Here is a 22,073-nt window from a genome sequence, read left to right as displayed (position 1 = left end):
CATCTGATATCATCTTTATGTTCAAAAAAGAACATTATATCAGATACGCTTTAAAACTCTTGATTGCAAATGTTGCGGAAATATATCGATAACTTTTTCATTTCCATATTGTTGCCTTATCAGTTCACGCAACTCTGTCTCATAATCTGCCTTGGCAATACTGTCACTTTGACCTTCATCGATCACCAGATGCTTTTCCACAAGCATGTTGACCGCACTTCTACCATATCCCTGAAGAGGGCAGATGTATTTCACACCAAACCGATCCTCAATGCTTCGAATTTCTGGATCCGTAAGCCTTGGTACGCGATCATCACGCCTTACACCATCAGCGATCACTGACACCGCATCTTCCTTTGCGAGTGTCTCGATCACATTCTTGTGTATGAAGTTGATCGCGTTCTTCGGATAACCGTCCTCAATTATGATATTCAATGCAGTTTCCAGAATAGTACGATCAAGCTCCAGTACCCTGTGGGAAAAGCCCAATTCATCAGCCGTTACTTTTGCAATATCCCCCACCGGAAGTATCGAAAATGTGCATGTTACAAGTTCGATATCGAAAAAGGGGTCGAGCAGGATAGCCGACAATGAACTGTCCTTACCTCCACTGAAAAGTACATGAGCTTTCATATTTCACATACGAGTTATGGAAGTCTGGCGTTTCTGTGGCTGCATCTGTGTAAGAAGAACTTTAAGCTTCTCATCATCTATCTTTGTCTGAAGGCGACCATTTTGTGCAAGCATCACAAGCTGGGATTCAAGCTGTTCAGCCAATTCCTTGCGAGAGAGCCTCAATCGAGTCAATCTCTCACGCGCCTCAGGTGTCATGACCTGACGAAGAACTGCCTGAACCTGCGCGTCCCTTTCAGCTTGTGCCTGCTCCTGCTGATATGCAGCCTGAGCATCATTCTGTGGAGATGATTGCTGCTGCTGCTGCTGGAGCTCTGCGAGCCTTTTTTGTCGGATAGCTTCAAGATCATCCACTGTAGATCACATCCATTTATTATATATCAAAGATGACCGCTGGGTCATTGACAGGCAACTTCGGAGTGACATGGATGGGAGCAAACTCCCAATAACCATATCAGTATTTTGCAAGTTCCGGAATGGTCTCAACAAGCTCGTTCTTGACTTCAGTAGAGAGATTGTCAAGTAAAGACTGACCTGCAGGAGCGATAACCCTACCGCTTTTCAGCTTGCGCACAAAACCTGCAGTTTCAAGCTGCTGGAATGCTTCCCTCACAACAGAGCCACTGCCCTTTGCTTTCTTGGATGGGTTTGCACCCCTACCTTTCTTACCACCATAGACAGACCTGAGCCTCTCAACACCAACAGGACCCTGCATATAAATAGTCCTCATGATAGCTGCACAGCGGGTGTACCACCAGTCTTTGTCAACTGGAGCGTGCTCCTTGTGAACACCGGTCTTAACGAAAGCTGCCCATTCGGGTGGCTTGATCTGATCATTCTCTTTTAGGTTCTCTGCCAGCTTTGCAATAATATCTGAAGCAGGAACGTCGTATGCTGTAGTCATTATATCCTCCTTGGAATGAAATGTATCGATTGAATTTCTGCATATTTTGATCTTTCGTAAACTTGTTGCAAGCAAGTCATACTCTATCACAATATGTGCATGGAAATAGGGTGTAATTTATTGATTAGTATATACGTGTTTCGGCAGTGTCCCATATCCTCATCTCATACGAGAAAGAAATTAAGGGAAACTACCCTCATTTTTCGAAAGTCTGTGCCCTTCCAGGTCCTACGGACACATATTTGATAGGGACTCCCATCATACCCTCCAGCTTCTCCACATAATCACGGGCAGCCCGAGGAACATCCTCATAGCTCTTCACACCCGTAAGATCATCGGACCAGCCTTCAAGGTCTTCATAGATAGGCTTACACATGCTCAAAAGGGAAGTATCTTCCGGTGGATAGTCCAGCCTTTCACCATTGAGATCATATGCCACACAAACCTTAACGACATCAAGATCTGAAAGCACATCCAATTTAGTCAATGCAACACTGGTATAACCGTTCAGGTTTATCGCTTTCTTGAGCAACGGAAGGTCGAACCATCCGCATCTGCGGGACCTGCCTGTAGTGGTACCGAACTCGTGCCCCACATCATGAAGATGCGCTCCGGCCTCATCATGAAGTTCAGTAGGTAACGGCCCTTCGCCTACCCTTGTGATATAAGCTTTCACAATTCCCAGAACCTCATTGACCTTTGTCGGGCCGACACCAAGATTTGCACATGCAGAACCTGCAATAGTGCTGGAAGAGGTAACGAACTTCTGAGTACCGTGAATAACATCAAGGAAAGTGCCCTGCGCACCCTCGGCCAGTACATTCTTACCTTCAGAGATAGCTTCATTTATCTCATAGGAAACATCAGTGACATACGGAGCAAGCCTCTGACCAAGCTTCACATACTTGTCCATCAATTCAGTATCAGTAACTATTGAAGGATCGCCGCCAAGTTCCCTGATAGCAGCCTCCTTGGATGCAGCCATCTCAGTAAGCCTGTTCATGAGCCTTTCAGAATTCACAAGGTCCGACATTCGGATCTCATCCCTTGCGATCTTATCAACATAAGCAAAGCCAATACCCTTTTTAGTAGTACCGATCATCTCTTTGCGTGATGATTCACGAAGGCCGTCCAGTTCAACATGATAAGGCATAATGATACTCGTCTTAGCATCTATACCCAATTTATCAGAAGATACCTCAACACCTGTCTTTTCAAGCATATCGATCTCTTCTGCCAAAACCTCTGGATTAAGGACAGTTCCCGGACCTATCAGAACCCTTGAATCGAGCAGGAAACCGGATGGGATCAGATGGAGCTTATAGACATCATCCCCAACGACCACCGTGTGGCCTGCATTATCCCCGCCCTGGAACCTGACAACAAGATCGTAGTCTTTTGATAGCAGATCAACGATCTTTCCTTTTCCTTCATCACCGAACTGTGACCCTGTCAGAATCGTAAACATAGTGGGTGCAATTGCAGTTTAGCTTTAATAAGGTTTTGATTGATAATCTGCAGATAAATTTAATTTACGACAAAAATACTATATTAGCATAGATCATACATAATAAACTAACAAAAGGGGATCTCGTATTAGGTGGTAACATTGGGAAAAAGTACAAACATTCATTCATCTGCAAAGATACTTGGGATCAGTTCCATAGGTGACTATTCAGTAGTCCTTGAGAACGTGCTCCTTGGCTATCCTGAACATTCGATCCTCACGGGACTGCTGGAAAAAGGAATGACAGCTGAAGAAGCAGAATATACAGGTTGTACAATTGGCTCGAACTCGTTCATAAGACCAAACACAACCATATTCAGCAACGTGAGAACAGGTGACAATTTCAGGACAGGCCACAACTGTATGATACGTGAGAACACCACCATTGGAGATAACGTACTTATCGGAACCAATGTCATAATCGACGGGAATGTAACAATAGGGGACAACGTCAGTATACAGGGTAATGTCTACATACCCACGCATGTGAAAATAGAAGATAATGTGTTCATCGGACCCTGCGCCGTTCTGACCAATGACAAATACCCCATCAGAAATGAATATCATCCCGAAGGACCAATAATAAGAAAAGGTGCATCCATAGGTGCAAATGCCACAATACTCCCCGGAGTGGAGATAGGAGAAGGAGCAATGGTCGCAGGTGGAGCATTGGTAACAAAGAATGTACCTGCATGGAAACTGGCCATCGGTTGCCCTGCTGAAATAAAAGAACTGAACGAAGAACTGCAAACGTTGAACAAAATCTAATTACATCAATGAGGCTAAGAATGATCCCAATAGCAAAACCAGATATCGGCGAAGAAGAAATAGAAGCCGTGTGTAAAGTGCTTCGCTCAGGAATGATCGCAGAAGGTAAACGTGTTGCAGAATTCGAGGAAGAATTTGCAAGCTATATTGGAACAGAGTATGCCGTTGCTGTCAATTCCGGCACAGCTGCCCTTCATGCTGCCCTCCTTGCACATGGGATCGGAAGTGGGGATGAAGTGATAACAACCTCTTTCAGCTTTATTGCCACCGCAAACTCGATAATGTACACCGGTGCAAAACCCGTATTTGCGGATATCGAACCGAATACGTTCAATATCGACCCCAGCCTTATCGAAGAAAAGATAACCGATGATACAAAAGCAATTATGCCAGTCCACCTCTATGGACATCCCGCAGAGATGAAGGCCATTACAGAAATCGCCGAAGACCATGACCTGATACTCATCGAAGACGCATGTCAGGCACATGGGGCAGCATACCACGGAAAGAAGGTCGGTTCTTTTGGAACAGGAGGATTCAGCTTCTACCCTACCAAGAACATGACGACCAGCGAAGGCGGGATGATGACGACCAATGATGAAGAGGTTGCCAGAAAAGCAAAGATGATCCGTGCCCATGGATCCCAGCAGCGCTATCTCCACGAAATGGTCGGTTACAACCTGAGAATGACAGATATTGGAGCTGCCATAGGGCTAACACAGCTTAAGAAATTACCCTCGTACAATTCCCTAAGGCAGAGAAATGCAGCCTTGCTCTCAAAGGGACTCGAAGATACAGACGGAATCACCGTACCTGTTGTAAGAGAAGGATGCGAGCACATGTTCCATCAATACACCATACGTGTGAACGATAGGGACGAAATACTAACAAAACTGGGACAGGCAGGAATAGGCACTGGAGTATATTATCCAATACCCATACACATGCAGCCTATTTACAAAGATGCAGGTTATAAAGACGAACTTCCAGAATGTGAGAAAGCATCAAAGGAAGTGCTCTCCCTACCAGTGCATCCGGGAGTTTCAGAAGATGAAATTCAACAAATAATCGATGCAGTCATAAGAGGAGTTGAATTATAATGCTCCGCGTAGGCGTCATTGGCGTAGGTGCCATGGGGCAACACCATGTCAGAATATACAATGAAATGGAAGGCATTGAACTTGTAGGCATTTCAGATGTCGACCAGAAAAGAGTGGAAGAACTGGCAGGCCAATATGGCGTCAAGGCATTTACGGATTATAACGAACTGCTGGAAGAAGGGCTGGATGCCGTAAGTATCGTTGTACCTACAACCCTTCATAAAAAAGTTACTCTCGATGCCATAAATTCAAATACCAACGTACTTGTGGAAAAGCCAATCGCGGACACACTTGAAAATGCTGACATTATGATAGAAGCAGCGGAGAAAGCAGGCCTTACCCTGATGGTAGGTCATATAGAGAGATTCAATCCCGCCACTTCAAAAATGAAAGAGATCATCGAGAGCGGGCTTCTTGGGAAGATAGTGTCCATATCTACACGAAGGGTAGGACCATATAACCCAAGGATAAGGGATGTCGGCATAATTCTCGATCTTGGTGTACATGACATTGATGCGATCTCCTACATGTACGCAAGCAATGTGTCGGAAGTCTATGCCATTGCAGGGAAGGACATACATTCACAGGAAGACCATGCATCCATAATGCTTCGTTTTGGGGAAGACAGAGCAGGACTTGCCAGCACTAACTGGCTGACCCCACATAAAGTAAGGAATATGGAAGTAATTGGCGTGCATGGTGTCGGATATCTGGATTACATAGACCAGACAGTAACGATACACGATGCTAAATGGATAAGGAATGCAAAGGTAGAAAAAGGTGAACCTCTGGCAAAGGAGCTTGAACATTTCACAGAATGCATCCGAACAGGCAAAAGACCTATCGAATCAGGTGTTGAAGGAAAACATGCATTGAATGTCGCTTTAGCGGCTATAGAATCATATAATACGAACAAGATCGTCAAGATCGAATGAAGGGATTGACGATCATATTGCATCTTTTTCATTTTTTTCTGAAAAAAATACTTTTGAAGACAACTACCCAGAAAATTATCTGAGCCAGAGCTATACCTATACCATCCGCTACAATATCATCAAAGCTTGAAGTTCTACCCGGAACATACATTTGATGGAGCTCATCCGTAATTCCGTAAGCTATCCCTATAAAGATAGCAAAGACAGGAGCATATTTTCGAAGCGTAAGATTATCGGAATGACGGAATGTAAGGTGAAGGAGGATTCCGAATCCAAAATATAGGATCATGTGTGCAAATTTATCAAAATTATGAGCAACAAAATATGCAATATCCAACAAATAGGCATTATTACTGTTTATCACAAAATCAATAAGTTGATCATAAAAAGGAATTGGTGAAGATGAAGGTATCTCAATACTGGACTGTGCTGAAAGATAGAATATAATAGCTGCGTAGAATAAGGAAAGTGCAACAAAAATATGAAATATTAATTTCTGCCTATCGGTCATTTTCGCACCTTTCGATTAAAATAATAAAGCTTATTATCAACAAATGAACTTTTGCCCTTACAAGCTACACACTCACAAAAATATATAAATTGAGAGGCACCATTATAAAAATAATACAAATACTTTAACTAAAATGCAATATGATTTTGAGGCAACAACCCGGATAAATAAAAATTGACAGGTCCAAAAATGTTCAATTTCACATCTCTTTCAACGATACAATATCTGGCGATCATAGGTAATTTATTATTGCCAATTATATTAGTTACAATTTCAATGCCATATTTCATTAAGAAATTTACTGAAAGTGGGGTTCTTGGAAGAGACTACTACAAAAAAGGAGTTGTAAAAATTCCTGAAAGTGGTGGTATCGTTATTTTGCTTATCACCCTTCTTTCGATCTCTTTCACATCACTGTTCTTCAAGTACTCGACCACGAATTACGTCGTCCTCATTGTTATTTGCCTCTTTGGAATATTTGGAATACTCGATGATATGATCGATATCGGAAGGGTATCAAAGCTGTTTTTGATGTATTATTGCTCTTACCCACTTATCCAATACGCCACAAGTACAGCACTTGTGCTTCCAAGTGTCGGACACATAGAGCTTGGGATACTTTATTTGCAGTTCATTGTTCCAACATACGTACTTGTGGCCTCGAATCTTGTGAATATGCACTCCGGATACAATGGACTTGCATCCGGACTTTCTGCAATAGTTCTTTTATCCCTCATCATAAAATCCATAATGCTGGGTGATGTGGAGAATATCTTCACAATAGTTGCCATTACAGGAGCACTGCTTGGGTATTTCCTTTATGACAGGTTCCCATCACAGATCTTCTGGGGCAATGTTGGTTCACTTACAATAGGAGCAACCATAGGTGCATTGATAGTGATACAGGGATTCATCATAAGTGGGTTCATAATGCTTATCCCGCATACAGTGAACTTCCTGCTCTACGTTTATTGGAGGGTTCGAAAGTTCCCAGTCGCAAAATTCGGCCATGACCGTGGTGATGGGATACTTGAAGTACCAAATCCATATACATTGAAATGGGTGCTTCCATATTATTACAACCTTACAGAAAAACAGGCAACCTATGCCATGTACATGCTTACGGGAATTTTCTGTCTGATAGGAATATTCCTTCCGGGAAAAATTTAAAGGATATAAAGCAGGACCATTAACTTTAATTGATCCTGCTACGCCTTATTGCCAGAATAAATATAGAAAGGATACTTATTGCCAATGTATTCTGAGCAAGTGCCTTCTCATCGGGCAGATCATCCGGGGTACTTGAAGATCCATTTGGACCTATCTCACTTCCAGAAATATCATCCGAAGGATGAGCACTAATTGCAAAAGGTGAAAAACCTGGAGTTAACGACTCGAAATAAACATATTCCTCACCTTCTTCTGTCACTTTTGTTTCAAGAGTGGACCAACTATTATCAGAGTATCGATTCAATCTTATATCCGAACTATCAACACCATTCATCTCCATCCAGGAGGAATTTACCCTAAATCCGATTGCTGGAAGATCTATGTTCTCCGGTGTCGCAAAACCAGCATTACCAACCCAAATGTTCACATTCTTATAAACAAGCCCATTTGGAGCATCTTTCACCAGAGCAGAAGTGTTTTTCAGAACTTCAATGGTTGTCGAGATAGCACCTGAATTTTTTTGAGCGGTAAAATTAACAGTTACAATGGGGTTTCCGGGAGAATCGAAATCATATGAGATAGCCTGACCCGACCTTACATTTTTTTCAGCAACATCTTTAAACTCGATGTTCCCAAAATCCTCCCCTGTTGCACCGCTGCCGCCACTGCTTCCACCTCCTCCAGATCCAGAATTGGACATTTCACCATCAGACGGAGCAGACTCACCTATTATTGAGACCATACCATTAACAACTGAGATCGGAACCGCAACAGCACTGGAATTGCTGACCACCACATTGCTGACCACCACATTGCTCAACAGCAAAGAGGAAGTACCTGATCCTTTTGTATCAAAGACTATCGTAGCAAGTGTTCCAGACTCCATTACCTCAATCTTGCCTAAAGGATAATTTTAAATACGTTCATAATGGTCCCTTCCGAATTATCGATAGTACCCGCATTGAAAATTGTAGAAGCACCATTTGTGAAAACATCACCTTCAGAGATAGAGACCACAGAAAGGAGGTCACTGTCAAATGAAAGGTCAAATTGAGCACCTGATATAGGAGTATCCGGTTCAATATACACTACCACGGTTACATTTGAACCAGTAGCTATAGACTGTTCAGAAGGAGATATACTTACAACGCTCTCCGCTGAGGCCGGAGTAATTAAAATACTGGCAAAGAGTACAAACAGGAACAATGTGAAAAAATAACCAGATGATCTAAACTTTAAAACATCATGCATTTCGAACACCACCTATAAAGGAAGAAATACCAATTTTTTGAATATAAGAAAAGTTATACCGTATAACATATTTAGTTTTTGGGATAGAAGAATAAGAGAGATATTTGAGTTAGAGGGGGAGTATGTTGGTTGGTGGTACAAATTTTGTGTTGTTTTGTGGTTCAAGAAGGGGCTCAACTATCTCTCCCAACAACAAATTATAGATAGGCGATATAATACATACGCTTTACCATAAATCGCCTGATTTGTTGAAATTTATGAAATTGATATAACTTCAGCCCTGATCAACAGATCATAAGCCCACAACAATTCAATCTGTCTTTCGCGGGAAAAAATGTTTACATATCGAATCAAGAAGGACCTTCTTGCCGACTTTACCTTTTTTCCGACATGTTCCCCCGGAATTGAACTTACAGGTTTGACAACAATAGATACGGTTTGCAAGCTTGTCACGGACGATCTTTTCATTAAGATCAGTCTCACCCAGCCCACGATGATATTTGTAGTCGTTCCAGCCGGAATAATATAATTGGCTTGCTAATGTCGCTATCGCCGGAGGGTCCCATTCCCCATAAGGAGCACCTATATCCGAAGCTTTAGGAGTAGGGTGCGGCAGTACTGCCGAAGGAGTGCCGTTTAGAAGGTCGAGTATTTCTTCCTTTAATTCCAGGAAAATTTCTTCATCCGGCCTTTTTGCAAGTGCCCTGTTAATGTACGTCTTTGCGCCTTCCAGATTACCAAGTCGCTTAAGGCATACTGCAATATTGTAGTATATAGGAGAAGGTTTTGTCACTATCCCGGGATCAAGTATGATCTCATAATATCTGATAGCTTCCCGAAACTCACCTTTCTGTTGCAACAACAGGCCCATGTTGTTCAATGCGCGGATATTCTTAGGTTGTATTTGCAGAGCCATCTTGAAATAATGTTCTTTCCGTTCAACATCCATTTCAGATCTGCCGGAGGAAATGTACCTCTCGACAGCACTATTTACATCATCTTTTGCCATGAAATGTCCTCATATCCCTCTTATTCTCTGCACATACCAACCCACAACCGGTGGAATCCAGCATAGATTTGCAACAATGGTCTCAAGGGCAGTAAATGTTTGGGTAGTTGGGCTGAAACCATATATGCGCAATAATAAAAGACCGAAAGGCACGATGACTATTATTGCCAGACTTGCGACCATCACCGGATGATGCATATATTTATTGAACGCTCCAAGCCAGGTACCTTCTTTTCTCCTCAAAAAGAGCATCCCGGAAATGTTGGCCCCCATCTGGTCACTAAGTGCATAGAAGTAAGGAATATAGAATCCCTCAACGCCATATACGTTGACACCTGCAAGACGGCTGGCGAGATCGATCATCCAGGGGACTGCCAACCCAAATAGCTTGCCCCACCCGTAGGCTTCCGCCATTGTACTCGAACCACCGAGAAAGCGCTGGCGAATTGAATAGATACCTTCCAGTATGCTTTCACCTTCCCCTGACAAGGTCCTGACCAACCATTGCCCGATAGGACTTCTCTGATAACCCTGCATATCAAGGAAAACACCTGCAATAAGACCCAGTACATATCCAGGAATAGTATACCTTATCAGCTCTTCAAAACCCTCACTTTCAGGAAGTTCGCCCTCATCGCCCATACATATTCGAGAATGTTGTTTTTGCTAATTATAGTATATGTTCTACTCCAACTTGATCATTCGAAATATACTGTTCAATAAAAAGGAGAGTAGCATCTTTCGCAAAAATGAGACATTAAGATAGGAATTTGAAGATACCCGACCTTCATGAGAGCTACAGGTAGATAGAATATGGAAAAAATGGATGAAAAGTGAAAATGCAGACCCTACCTATGTTCAAATCTCCTTGAACACTTTTGCCAGAGATTCACCACGAACGCTGATCGAAAATTCTGAAAAATACCCAAAAGCAGTTGTATGAACTTCAAATCCTTTATCTTCCATCTTATCCCTGACAGATGATATCACTTCAATTGCCAGTTCCGGAGAGGATTTGCTTGATGAAAGATGAGCAAATGAATGCAGGACTATTCTTTCCTTGTTAACCTTGTTAAGATACCATTTCAGATTCGCCACAGCTTTTTTTACCACTTTATCTTTTCTTTCCTCATCTTCCGCTTCAACGTGAATAAAAGCGACTGCTGTATCTTCTATCCTCTCATCCCTGTGAACATCCTCCACATGATCAAGCGTTTTGCTGAAGGTCTCGAACCAAAAATATTCCGTATCGAACATTAGCATTTTCATGGATCCTTATCCTCCGTTAGCGTCATGGCAAGACTTTTCTGAAACGTCATACAATTCTTAAAGTATGTTAGTAGATTCTGCCCATATACATAACGGCAATGTATAATTAACTACGACAAACATTACATTTATATCATTTGAAATCATTAGTATTTTGTGGTCATCATGCCCAGAAACCCAAACAATCCAAAGAAAGCTTTAACCCTTGATGAGAAACTACAAAGGAAGTTAGATAAATTAGCAGTTGAAGGCAATATTAACCCTAAAAACATAGAGTTGGTAAATCAATTCATTAATAATGCAATAAGGGAAGGCAAGAGCAGACAAAGCTGTTTGACATATTTAGGATCGTTAACCTATGTATTAAAAAATACAGATATTGTTTTTTCAAATGCGACAGTTGAAGATATAGAATCTATGTTAACGACTTTGGAAATGTGGACCGCAAGAAGTGGCAGAAACAAAGACAAGCCATTATCACCTTTTACAAAAAACAGTATCAAAGGGCACACTAAAACTTTTTTAAAGTATTTGGGAGATACTGAAATTGCCGATATGATCAAATGCAAGAACCTTAAAGGCAAGAAGCTTCCAGAGGATATACTAACAAAAGATGAGGTATTATCCATAATCGACCACGCAGGAAGCATAAGGGACAAAGCTCTATTTGGTTTGTTATATGAAACCGGATGTAGATCAGGCGAATTGCTTTCAATGAAAGTTAAGAACATTGAATTTATGAATAATGGAGGGTGTGCTGCAACCTTCCCACAGGGCAAGACAGGACCACGCAGAGTTTTATTTTTTAATTTTGCACCATATCTCCGGCAATGGATGGAATCACACCCATTAAAAGATGATCCAGAAGGTGCACTATGGCCAACAACAGATTACAGATTAACACCCCTTACGAATTTAGGAGTACGGTATCTTTTAAATGAAACCGTGAAACGCACAGGTATTAAGAAAAGAGTTTACATCCATGGTTTTAGACATGCGAGAGCTACCCATATCGCAGAGCATCTAACAGAACAACAGATGAAGTCATATTTAGGATGGACACAAAGTTCAGACATGGCTGCCATATATGTTCATTTGTCAGGGAAGGATATTGATAAGGCTATAATGGCTATGAACGGCATAGAGGATATAGAAACACCTATAGACACTATGAAGGCGGGAAAATGCCCCAGATGCAGCGAAATGAACGCACCTAAAGCTAAGTACTGCATGAAATGTGGACTGGTGTTATCAAAAGAGCAGGGTGAGGCTGTGGATGAAACAATCACTGTAATACTGGAAAAGCTCAGAGCGAATCCATCTGTATTGATGGAGGCATTAAGTAAAGTGAATGCAGGCACATAATACCTGCACTCATTTATTTACTCTCCCACACTCCCATAGGCCGATGGAGCGAACGGGCGTAACAGCGTGTTTGTATGAAGACGCATCCATAAACATTTTTTGAACATCATCACTTAGTTGGACATATCCATTTTGAATCCCAATTTCTTCCATCAAGTAACATATCTCAAATACTCGTTGGTTCTTTATTTTGTTATCTTTTTCCTTTTCCGGGATAGTATATTCGGGGTCAGTTAGCGCGGTAAGGAAAGGTGTCAGACTATCCCTAGTGAAAACCTTTTTTAGCTGGTCTTCTGGCATACATTGTGCATACAATGTAAGATCCTCAAGTGCTGTAATCATCTTATCTCTGATTGTTTTGTTATTCTGACGCAAAGATCCTAGTTTTTGACTGTCTGCTTTCCACCCAGCTTGTTCCCGCACATTTTTGTAGCTTTTTAAGTACTCTTTCTGTGAATCTGCTAACAATTTTTTTGAACCCTTCCTTTCTTTATCCATTTTTAATCACGATAATTAGTTTGTAAGTATTAACTTAAATACATTTGCTAACTCCAAACCTTTAACGTTACCAATGACAGATGTAACAACTATGACAGGAATAACATATACTGGCATATCAATAAATACTGAAGTTTTAACAGAGCTTGATGAGGAACGTGGCCTCATTCCACGAAGTCGGTTTCTTCAAAAGATATTGGAAGAAAGGTACTACTCGAACAATGGTATAGCTGTCCACAAGGGGGATATTGATGAATGAATTAACCGGGCAGAGTACCGATTTCTTACATCTTTGGGCTTGTGACTTCATCAGGGAACGTAAGGACACTCTTGAGTATCTGAGCAAATTCGGTAGTCCAGTTGACCGTGCACTTGTGAATGCAGTGTTTGAATTGGCCAATGATGAAGGGGTGCTTTCAAAATGATCAAGTTCAATGTTGATGCTATTCCCAATGAACTCAAAAAGCTGAGTCAGTGGGTCGTGTGGAGGTCCGAAGTAAAAGACGGTAGGCAAACAAAAATACCGTATGATGCCAAGATGGGCAACAAAGCAAGTTCTACAACCCCTCAGACGTGGTGCTCATTTGATGAAGCCGCAAAAAAGTTTACAGAAAATGGCCACTATGATGGAGTAGGTTTTGTCTTTTCGGATTCCGATTCTTTCTGTGGAATTGACTGGGATGATGTAAGGGACCCACAGACGGGAGAGTTTGATCAGGAGATACTAGCTGAGATAAAAAGCCTGAACTCATACGCTGAACTTTCCCCCAGTGGGAAAGGTGCGCATGCAATCATACGAGGCACAGTTCCAGGCAAGCGTAATCGTAAAGGTTGCCGGGAGATTTACGATAAGGACAGATATTTCACAATGACCGGAGTGCCCATCAATGGATCACCGGAGGCGATCAATGCTCCATCATCTGAATCTTTACAGGCCATCTATGACAAAATTGATGTGCAGACTCAAGTCAAAGAGGAGATGGGATTTGATCACACCGAACCAGATTGTTTAAAGTATGGCGATGAGGAGCTTATACAAATTTGCAGACATTCCTTTAAGAGTCAAAAGTTCAGGAAGCTTTTTGATGGGGCCACTGATGACTACGGAGACGATGATAGTGCTGCAGATTTAGCTCTATGTGATATCCTCGCAAAGCACACACGTGATTTTGATCAGATTGATCGCATATTCAAACGTTCAGGCCTCTTTCGTGAGAAGTGGGATAGACCAGATTATAAACAACGTACAATAAGAAAGGCACTTGAAAATATTGGTAACAAAGAGCAGGCACTGGGTAAGAGCAAATACTTGTCCAATAATGGGAAGCTGCTGGTCCAAAAAATAAGTGAAAGCATAATGAATAGCTGTCATTTCATCACGTTTCGAGATACTGGTGAAATATATCAGTACGCTGAAGGTATATACAAGCCAAATGGCGAACAACTAATAGCATATCTTGTTCAAAGTGAACTGGGCGACCATTCTCGGAGACATCACATTGATGAGGTTATTAATTACATCAAGATTGCCACATACGTTGATAGGGATTCTGTAAACAACGATATTAATCGTATCAATGTCTTGAATGGAATATATAATATTCAGGATGATGTACTTGAACCTCATGCTCCTGATATTATTTGCCTTGTTCAGATTCCTGTAATATACAGTCCTAATGCAGATTGCCCTGAAATCACTAAGTTCTTGGGTGAGGTAATGCTTCCGGAAGACATTCCTGTACTTGAGGAATGGGCAGGATATATGTTAACAACCGAGACAAGCTTTCAGAAGTCGGTTATGCTATATGGTGATGGTGCAAATGGTAAAAGTACGTTACTCGAACTCATCACAACTTTTGTTGGTGAAAATAATATAAGTGGTGAGTCATTGCACAGACTTGAGAATGATAATTATTCTGTAGCAAACTTATACGGAAAGCTAGTTAACGTGTTTCCAGATCTTGCTAATACGACTATTTATCAGAACAGTATCTTTAAGTCAATCACTGGTGGAGATCGTCTGCGTGGGGAGAAGAAGTACAAAGATGTATTTTATTTCAATAATACTGCTAAATTAATGTTCAGTGCAAATCAGCTTCCTGCCGTGCCTAATGGAGGTCATGCATATTTCAGGAGATGGATATTAATTAGCTTCCCTAACAAATTTGAAGGCACAAAGGAGGACAGGTCACTGATTGGAAAGTTAACCACTCCCGAGGAGTTGTCCGGGTTCTTCAATATTGCAGTTAGTGGACTAAGGAGACTGAGGAAGAACAATCAGTTCTCATACAGCAGATCAACAGAAGAGGTCAAACGTGAATACATAATCAAAAGTGATCCTGTTGCAGCATTTGCTGATGAGTGGTTGATTTACTCCGAGGAACCCACACCGAAAATGGTTATGTACGGACATTTCAGCAAATGGTGTAAAGAACATGATGTTGCAACAATCAGTGAGGGCATGTTCGGTAAACGAATGAAGAAACTTGGATATGCTGATAAAAGGCAGTCCACTGGGGATCGACTAAGGTGCTGGGAGAATGTTACAATCAAAGGGGAATCTGTCCACGATGGTGAGGTTAACATGGACGAAGATAACCGAGATCAGTAGTCATCAAATATACAATTCGTCCAGGTGTCCATGTCGAAAAGACAACTGTATGATAAATCAACAAAGACGGATGTTGATGATGTGGATAATAGGGTATTACAAAACAATTGTGAAAATACCCTGTACACCTGGACGGATGAGTTAAAACAAATATCAACAGCTTGTGAAATGCCGTCCAGGTTAAATTGTGATTCTCGGACGGATATATTGAATGATCGTACAGAGCAAGGCAAAAAACAAGATCTCAATGCAGTCAGCACACCTCTGAAGAAACTAAATCCAATTAACTCACTACATATTCCTCTTTGTGTGGCATGTGGTGGTCAGGCTAGAAGTCAATCAATTGTGGATAGTTATGGTGTGGAGTGGAGGTGCGATGAATGTTATCGTAAGTACTACAATAGGAGTTCTGGATGGCATGCAGATAAGGACCAATCACAACCAAAAACAAGCTTTAAGGAGGCTTAATATGGTCAAAAAAGAAACTATAGCGCTTCCTTCTAGAGAAAAAATGGGACGTGAAGATTTACTTAATGTTTCTTCTGAAACAATCCGAGGTCTGCAAACACGGCTTGCTGTGGAACGTTTCCGGGAAAGAGAAGGAGATAGTACCAAACTACAATATCTCCGTGTCCTTATAGCTGCAATGCAAACTCACAACGCAATTTTGAGAGACAGTGAGCTCGAAGAGATGAAGTTAAGGATAGCAAGCCTTGAAGCTGCATGTGAGGCCAACAGATGAGTTTTATAGCACTTGAACACAAGCTCAAGCTGCTGGAGGAAAGTATAAAAGGTCCACCTAAGTCCTATTATTTCATATTTATAGAAGGTACCCCAGAAGAAGAGGAAGCCATGCTGCAGATTGCAGAAATTGAGAAACATGAACCCAATGCAGATGTGCTGGTAATTAAGATTTCGGGAGTTAAGAACGATTAAACCATATATTCTTGATGCAGTGGGATTCGTTACCATAATAGCATTAATCAACAGCATTAAGAGTAAAAAACTTTTTGATGTTCGCATCTAATATAAAGAATCGGGTGAAGAAAATGTTCCATGTTTGTGGATATTTTTTGAACTGCTGAAACAATATTCAGTTGGTACCACCAAAAACCAAACTCTCACCATAAGCAGTTGCTGTGAGATAGTGAGGTGGGAGAATTTGGGGAGTTTCATGGGGTACTTACAAGTGGTTCTTTCCGGGGAAGTGAATAAGACATAACACTGATAATACGTTTACCAGAATGACTGAAGCAGCCGCCCCATGCACATTAAAAATTGTTAATCTAACCATCGGCTATAAGCAAAAACGTCAAAAGCCCAAGATTCCCTTTATACTGTTTATGGCATGCAGATAACCAAGTATTGAGAATCGATAACCAAATTAAAAAAATAAAAAGACACTTCGACAACATTATCGAAGTGCTACTAAATTGATGTTAGATCCTTCGTCTCCTGAATCCGATAGTTATGGCACCAACGGCTAATATGACCAACACGCTGCCTAAAATATCAGCACCGGAGAAGGATGTAGACGACGAGGCTGAATCACTTGTTGTGGATTCTTTTGTCATTTCATACCCTTCAACGTAGTTGTCTGGTGTGTTTTGCTGAGAAGACTCTGTTGGCTGGTCGGTTGTAGTTCCATACCCTCCATCATTTACCATTGTCTGGTTGCTTGTGGATTCGACGATCGAAGCAGATGAAGAACTGCTACTACTACTACTACTACGAGTACTGGATTCAGATGATGGAGTCTCCCTCTGTGTGGCTTCCTGCATCAGTCTCTTGTACTCTTCTGCAGTTTCCTGTGATACAACACCTGGGACTGACATAACACCCTGTATGTAACTGTCAAGTAGCGGGTTACCGCAGGTGTGGTGACAGCATGTTACGCCGTTCTCGACCACGGATTCAACATATTCCCTCACCAGGTTCTGGATAACCTCGTCCGAGGCATCCCAGTGGTCTTTCCTTTCTGTTTCGATCATTCGTGCGGTCAGGGACTGGTATGCATACGCGTTGTGATCATCGAAGAAGTCATCCATGCCAAGATCATACTTGTCAGTGACGTAGATGTCGTATATCTCGTCCCAGTCAGAATCTTTGATCATGTCAGGGGTCATAACTTCCCAGCCCCACATATTCTCGGTGTACTTCGAGAACATTCTGGCACCGGCGTAATCGTGTTCCATCATTCCTGAGACCCATTTTGGATTGAAGAACCGTGAACGCAACTCTATCCTGCACGCCTCATTCAGGGTGATGATCTGGGGATTATCTACACTCTCCTGGCTGGATACATACATATCGGGAGTTTCACCTGTCAGTGATCTCACGGTGAGTCCAAGCCCTCCTAAATATCCGTAGAAACAATCCCCATCAAAGATTCCAAACAGGTTCGAAGAATCACTGTGTACAGCTGCATCCACATCTATCAGGTTCATCCTGAACACATCCTTGTAATTATCGCCCCACATGTCCTGTCCATAGATATTGGACATCCATGATAGATACAGGTCCGCAATTTCATCCTCGCTGTCCCATGTATCACTCGCGACCACCGGGCGCGAAACTCCGGGACCGTATGTACCCGGGGCTGGCGCGAATATCCTGGACCGTGCGATCGCCTCTGCTGTAGTATTGTTGTATCCACTGGCGATGAGTGCATCTTCCATTATCAGGGAGTTCCACCTGACATAGTTCGTTTCATTGGTCTCGTTGAGCGCTGCAACCGTTCGGACCGCCTCGTCGATCAGCTCAAGCTGATACGGGAATGTATCCCTGTACAGTCCGGAAGATGTGATGACCACATCGATTCTGGGGTGGTTCATGTCCTCCAGCGGAATTACCTCAAAACCTGTGACCCTACCCCTGTATCGTACGGGTTCGACACCAAGCAGAGAATGTATCTGGGCTTCCATGAGTCCATGATGACGCATTGTTTCCATAGACCACAGAACATAAGCCACCTTGTTTGGATAAGTCTCGTTGTGTGTCGTATAATACTGTTGCACCAGTTGATTTGCAAGGATCGTACCCATAGCTGTAGTTTCCACATCAGGGAACTTGCGCTGGTCGAAACTGTAGAAGTTCCTACCCGTTGGCAGAGCATCAGGATTCCTGATTGGACCGTTTCCCATACCTGGCTCAATATATCCTGCATTGAGGGCATGCAACGTCTCGCTGATCTCACGAGTGGTCTGGTTCAGAGCAATGGAATAATTCAGTGCCAGATTCAGATCTGCCGTGATGTTCGAGTCGGTTAAGTTCAGCACAGTTAACTGGGCAGTTGAAACATTCGTTCCATTGAGCAATGTAGCATTCAGAAGCTCGGTTGCATAAGCACTTGCCGTATTTCTCCAGTCCTCCTCATCTCCGGTAACTTTTGGGATCACATTTACGATATGATCAATGAAATCGCTGCGAAGCATCGATTTGACCATACAGACCAGTTTCTCATCCTGGGGTGCGACACCAAATGTATGGAGACCATAAGGCATGAGCGCACCTTGTAATTTATGCAGATGGAGGTGGAGAGTGTTTGAAACGAAGTTCGCATAATCATCTTCTGTCATTGCTCTTAGTTCATCGGGCGTCACATCAAGATCATGTTCCATCGAGAGGTTCTCGTAAAGCTGGATGGTACTGTTGCGATAGTGTCCCATCATTGCAGTATCATTGAGACTTGTTGCATCCTCATAACTATGTATCTTCTCGTGAATGGTAGCCAGCTCTCCATATAGGTCTGCCTCTGTCATCGATGGGATCAGATAGTCTATGATCACTGCATTGCCTCGGCGTTTGGCCTGAGTACCTTCACCCACATTGTCCATGATGTAGGGATATACCACGGGCGTATCTGCCACCATGATGGATGGATAATCATATCTCCAGAGCCCAACCTCTTTCCCAGGCAACCATTCCTGTGTGCCATGTGTCCCGAAGTGAATTATGGCATCGGCATCGTAGACGTTGTTGATCCAGAAATATGCAGCCATATACTGGTGTGTCGGTGGTATTGATTTGTCGTGATATATAAGCGATTCATTAGAGAGCCAGGCTTTGGTTGGTTGGGGCATAAAATTGATATTTCCAAACTGTACTGTTGGAATCACGAAATCTCCTTTATATACCATAATATCTCCAGGTGCCTCGCCCCATGTAGCTTCAACTTCAGCACGCACTGTATCTGGCAGATTGTTGTACCAGGAAAGATACTCATCTACAGGTACGAGAGTGACCTTACCCGAGTTTACAACTTTCTCAAGCTCACCTGGCGCCCATGAACCAACGTTCCTGCTCTCGATGAACAGGTCGATAAACTCGCTGCCATTTGGAATTGTGCCATTTCCAATATCATATCCCTCAGCTTGCATCTGCTCAAGCAATAATGTGAAACTGGAAGACACATCAAGGCCAGTTGCACCAATGTCGCTCTTGCCGCCTTCGTGATTGTAATATATAATACTAACCTTCTTGTCAGCATTATTGGCTCTCCCAAGATTCGCCCACGAAATTGCCCTGTCGCATAACCAGTCCACCTGGGACATCAGTGGTTCATAGTAAGTCTGCTTGGAATTATTTGGATTTATGACCTTACCTGCCACCCATATGTAATCGATGCAGCCATCGATCTCAGGCGAGGACACATAGTGAGGAATGGTCGATGGATTTAAACCACGTGCACTGGCATTGTACTCATCAGGTGTCTGTAACCCATCCTGCACAGCCTTGATGACCGGAACATCGTAACTCTTCAGATACTCCACGCCCAGTTCTTGATTTTTATTGTTCAAATAGAAACTTTTCAGAGAAATTATGGAATCCACGAGCACGGTTCCGTTTTCGGTGAAATATTCAACATCATCACTACATACTTTACTGGTGGCATAGATTACATTATAGCCTTTTGATTCCAGGTTCCTTATAATTGCATCATCTGTAGCAAAATAAATTTTTTCCTTCGCAATCTTATAACTGGCAATTATGCCGATTGTGGGTGCAGATGCATTATACCCGTTACCAGCATACCACTCAAGATATTCTGTACTATTCTCGAATATCCTAGGGAAAGCATCCGGATGATATATGCCGTGATCAGGGATTGCCGGGGATACGGCAGGAGAATACTCGATGTAGGCATCTTCAAGAGTTGCTCCGATACAGCGGATCCAGTTCTCCATGTTCGTGTACCCACTGTTGACATGATATTCTTTCATGGTACTGTGTGGCAAATCATCCATGTTGATGGTGCTGACATTCCACGGATCGGGCATGGGAATAATACCGATCTGTGTGCCATTATCCTTTGCAGCAAGAAGTGCGTCCTTGAACTCTGGAAGCTGGTTGCTGATCATGCCCAGCATGATGAAATCCTGATCGGAGACGTCAGTCAGGTTTGCAGCAGCTTCATAGCCATCCATCACGGTGACATTGAACCGATCCGTGATTATGTTTCTCTCGCCTAAAACTTTGAAAAGATAATAGTTGTCAGTATGATAATTCATAATGTAAGTTATATTGATCTTTGGACGCAGGACTACAGGTTCTGGAATTGTCTCGTTCGCCCATGCATCGCAGAACTCCTGTCCCATGAATTTGAGCATGGATTCCATGTTGGTGTCGCCGCCCTGTATCCAGTAGCGCTCGATGTCGGTGCAATCATCTGAGTACAGGTCTACATTGGCCACGGTGATGTTAGAGGGCAGATTGTATCCTATCACCTGACTGCCACTATCCTTGGCGGTGGTTAAGTTAGACGTTAAGTTCGCCTGCCAATCATTGACAACGCTCTCTGACTGCGATTCGATGAATATGACCGCATAGTTCGAGAAATTGAATCCTGCCGGAACAGTTTCTGTACTGTTGACGATCGTTACGGTCAGGTTGGATGTGATGTTGGAGTGCGAAGACATAGTTGTTAATGATGCTTCATTCACATCCGTGCCCAGCACAAACATTACATTCGTTTGGTTTTCTTCTGCCGATACCACTGGCGAAAACGCCAGTAAAATCAAAACACTTAATAGTAATAATTGATGTTTTAAATTACGCATATTATCACCTCGATAATGTGTAAGACATCCCGGCAATTTGCTTGGAGGCTTTTCCGGGATGTCTCAAAAATTCATCATCCACACATTTTCATTCTATTTTCTTATTGGTCATTCCACACTCTCTTGAAAGGATCAACCACCTGTTTCATTACCCGAATCCGGAACATAGACGACCCTTCCATCACCCAGCTGATAAGCAGTACCAAGAGCCTCACCGGTACCACCGCCGATCTGATCGGTCATATTCAGTACTTCGATATTCTGACCTTCCTTGACGATTATCTTCATATCGGGCTGACCCGGATTTTTAACGATCGTGATATCTGCCGTAGGACTTAGAAGCTCAGGGAGCTGGAAAGACATGACAAGAGCTATCATAAGTGCTACTGAGAACACCATGGCGATATCGAATAGATTCGCAACCCCGGTCAGAGGGTTCTGGTCTTCTTCCTCATAGAGGATGCCAGGCCTATGATAGCGTTT

At 42.5% G+C, this 22,073-nt stretch carries 23 protein-coding genes; 10 read left to right on the top strand and 13 right to left on the bottom strand.

Annotated features, from left to right (window positions below; all coding sequences use genetic code 11):
• Positions 1-39: 39 nt before the first annotated feature.
• From KDK67_RS03375 to KDK67_RS03360, 4 genes are all read right to left on the bottom strand, one after another.
• Positions 40-633 carry a DUF7411 family protein gene (locus KDK67_RS03375; RefSeq protein ID WP_250867429.1) on the bottom strand — a complete coding sequence of 198 codons (594 nt, stop codon included), beginning with the start codon at positions 631-633 and terminating at the stop codon, positions 40-42.
• A 3-nt stretch (positions 634-636) separates the two neighbouring features.
• Positions 637-987 (bottom strand): DNA-binding protein, encoded by a 351-nt coding sequence (locus KDK67_RS03370; protein ID WP_250867428.1) that lies wholly within the window; start codon positions 985-987, stop codon positions 637-639.
• Positions 988-1,087: 100 nt separating this feature from the next.
• A complete protein-coding gene (locus KDK67_RS03365; protein ID WP_250867427.1) occupies positions 1,088-1,537 on the bottom strand; it encodes a 30S ribosomal protein S19e in 450 nt (149 codons plus the stop codon).
• Positions 1,538-1,733: 196 nt separating this feature from the next.
• Positions 1,734-3,005, bottom strand: a complete 1,272-nt coding sequence (locus KDK67_RS03360; protein ID WP_250867426.1) for an adenylosuccinate synthase — start codon at positions 3,003-3,005, stop codon at positions 1,734-1,736.
• A gap of 141 nt (positions 3,006-3,146) precedes the next feature.
• Here KDK67_RS03360 and KDK67_RS03355 point away from each other — a divergent pair, with 141 nt between their 5' ends.
• Genes KDK67_RS03355 through KDK67_RS03345 form a run of 3 tightly spaced genes read left to right on the top strand, consistent with a single transcriptional unit; the run spans position 3,147 to position 5,847 of the window.
• On the top strand, positions 3,147-3,812 hold the full coding sequence (locus tag KDK67_RS03355) for an acyltransferase (RefSeq protein ID WP_250867425.1): 666 nt from the start codon (positions 3,147-3,149) through the stop codon (positions 3,810-3,812).
• Positions 3,813-3,832: 20 nt separating this feature from the next.
• A complete protein-coding gene (locus tag KDK67_RS03350; protein WP_250867424.1) occupies positions 3,833-4,912 on the top strand; it encodes a DegT/DnrJ/EryC1/StrS family aminotransferase in 1,080 nt (359 codons plus the stop codon).
• Positions 4,912-5,847: a UDP-N-acetylglucosamine 3-dehydrogenase gene (locus KDK67_RS03345; protein WP_250867423.1), complete on the top strand. Its 936-nt coding sequence runs from the start codon at positions 4,912-4,914 to the stop codon at positions 5,845-5,847. Before KDK67_RS03350 ends, KDK67_RS03345 begins: the two co-directional genes overlap by 1 nt.
• 28 nt (positions 5,848-5,875) lie before the next feature.
• On the opposite strand, the gene KDK67_RS03340 is transcribed toward KDK67_RS03345, so the two are convergent.
• Positions 5,876-6,358 (bottom strand): VanZ family protein, encoded by a 483-nt coding sequence (locus tag KDK67_RS03340; RefSeq protein ID WP_250867422.1) that lies wholly within the window; start codon positions 6,356-6,358, stop codon positions 5,876-5,878.
• Between the two features lie 174 nt (positions 6,359-6,532).
• Here KDK67_RS03340 and KDK67_RS03335 point away from each other — a divergent pair, with 174 nt between their 5' ends.
• Positions 6,533-7,528 carry an MraY family glycosyltransferase gene (locus tag KDK67_RS03335; protein ID WP_250867421.1) on the top strand — a complete coding sequence of 332 codons (996 nt, stop codon included), beginning with the start codon at positions 6,533-6,535 and terminating at the stop codon, positions 7,526-7,528.
• A 25-nt stretch (positions 7,529-7,553) separates the two neighbouring features.
• Here KDK67_RS03335 and KDK67_RS03330 read toward each other — a convergent pair whose 3' ends face one another.
• The 5 genes from KDK67_RS03330 to KDK67_RS03310 form a co-directional block, all read right to left on the bottom strand.
• Positions 7,554-8,414 (bottom strand): PGF-pre-PGF domain-containing protein, encoded by an 861-nt coding sequence (locus KDK67_RS03330; RefSeq protein ID WP_250867420.1) that lies wholly within the window; start codon positions 8,412-8,414, stop codon positions 7,554-7,556.
• 14 nt (positions 8,415-8,428) lie between these two features.
• The gene (locus tag KDK67_RS03325) at positions 8,429-8,779 is read right to left on the bottom strand and encodes a cohesin domain-containing protein (RefSeq protein WP_250867419.1); all 351 of its coding nucleotides are present in this window, start codon (positions 8,777-8,779) and stop codon (positions 8,429-8,431) included.
• Positions 8,780-9,089: 310 nt separating this feature from the next.
• Positions 9,090-9,788 (bottom strand): tetratricopeptide repeat protein, encoded by a 699-nt coding sequence (locus KDK67_RS03320; protein WP_250867418.1) that lies wholly within the window; start codon positions 9,786-9,788, stop codon positions 9,090-9,092.
• Positions 9,789-9,797: 9 nt separating this feature from the next.
• Complete coding sequence (locus KDK67_RS03315; protein WP_250867417.1) at positions 9,798-10,430, bottom strand: hypothetical protein; 633 nt, start codon at positions 10,428-10,430, stop codon at positions 9,798-9,800.
• Positions 10,431-10,646: 216 nt separating this feature from the next.
• Positions 10,647-11,057, bottom strand: coding sequence for a threonyl-tRNA synthetase editing domain-containing protein (locus KDK67_RS03310; protein WP_250867416.1), 411 nt, complete (start codon positions 11,055-11,057; stop codon positions 10,647-10,649).
• A gap of 165 nt (positions 11,058-11,222) precedes the next feature.
• On the opposite strand from KDK67_RS03310, the gene KDK67_RS03305 reads away from it, so the two are divergent.
• The gene (locus tag KDK67_RS03305; RefSeq protein WP_250867415.1) at positions 11,223-12,422 is read left to right on the top strand and encodes a tyrosine-type recombinase/integrase; all 1,200 of its coding nucleotides are present in this window, start codon (positions 11,223-11,225) and stop codon (positions 12,420-12,422) included.
• A gap of 9 nt (positions 12,423-12,431) precedes the next feature.
• Here the strand turns inward: KDK67_RS03305 and KDK67_RS03300 are convergent, their stop codons facing one another.
• Positions 12,432-12,920, bottom strand: a complete 489-nt coding sequence (locus KDK67_RS03300) for a hypothetical protein (RefSeq protein ID WP_250867414.1) — start codon at positions 12,918-12,920, stop codon at positions 12,432-12,434.
• 73 nt (positions 12,921-12,993) lie between these two features.
• On the opposite strand from KDK67_RS03300, the gene KDK67_RS03295 reads away from it, so the two are divergent.
• The 5 genes from KDK67_RS03295 (at position 12,994) to KDK67_RS03275 (ending at position 16,467) form a co-directional block, all read left to right on the top strand.
• On the top strand, positions 12,994-13,179 hold the full coding sequence (locus KDK67_RS03295) for a hypothetical protein (protein ID WP_250867413.1): 186 nt from the start codon (positions 12,994-12,996) through the stop codon (positions 13,177-13,179).
• On the top strand, positions 13,172-13,345 hold the full coding sequence (locus KDK67_RS03290) for a hypothetical protein (RefSeq protein ID WP_250867412.1): 174 nt from the start codon (positions 13,172-13,174) through the stop codon (positions 13,343-13,345). The genes KDK67_RS03295 and KDK67_RS03290 overlap by 8 nt, the downstream gene beginning before the upstream one ends.
• On the top strand, positions 13,342-15,531 hold the full coding sequence (locus tag KDK67_RS03285; protein ID WP_250867411.1) for a phage/plasmid primase, P4 family: 2,190 nt from the start codon (positions 13,342-13,344) through the stop codon (positions 15,529-15,531). Before KDK67_RS03290 ends, KDK67_RS03285 begins: the two co-directional genes overlap by 4 nt.
• A 376-nt stretch (positions 15,532-15,907) precedes the next feature.
• Positions 15,908-16,273: a DUF8136 domain-containing protein gene (locus KDK67_RS03280; RefSeq protein WP_250867410.1), complete on the top strand. Its 366-nt coding sequence runs from the start codon at positions 15,908-15,910 to the stop codon at positions 16,271-16,273.
• Positions 16,270-16,467 carry a hypothetical protein gene (locus KDK67_RS03275; RefSeq protein WP_250867409.1) on the top strand — a complete coding sequence of 66 codons (198 nt, stop codon included), beginning with the start codon at positions 16,270-16,272 and terminating at the stop codon, positions 16,465-16,467. Before KDK67_RS03280 ends, KDK67_RS03275 begins: the two co-directional genes overlap by 4 nt.
• A gap of 503 nt (positions 16,468-16,970) precedes the next feature.
• Here KDK67_RS03275 and KDK67_RS03270 read toward each other — a convergent pair.
• A complete protein-coding gene (locus KDK67_RS03270; protein ID WP_338101228.1) occupies positions 16,971-21,527 on the bottom strand; it encodes a cobaltochelatase subunit CobN in 4,557 nt (1,518 codons plus the stop codon).
• A gap of 195 nt (positions 21,528-21,722) precedes the next feature.
• A partial coding sequence (locus KDK67_RS03265; protein WP_250867407.1) for a DUF2149 domain-containing protein occupies positions 21,723-22,073 on the bottom strand: 351 nt, incomplete at its 5' end.

Origin of the sequence: Methanococcoides seepicolus, assembly GCF_023684405.1 — an archaeon.
Classification (GTDB): domain Archaea; phylum Halobacteriota; class Methanosarcinia; order Methanosarcinales; family Methanosarcinaceae; genus Methanococcoides; species Methanococcoides seepicolus.
The sequence above is the reverse complement of the archived record's forward strand: the minus strand, read 5'-3'. Positions and strand labels throughout refer to the sequence as shown.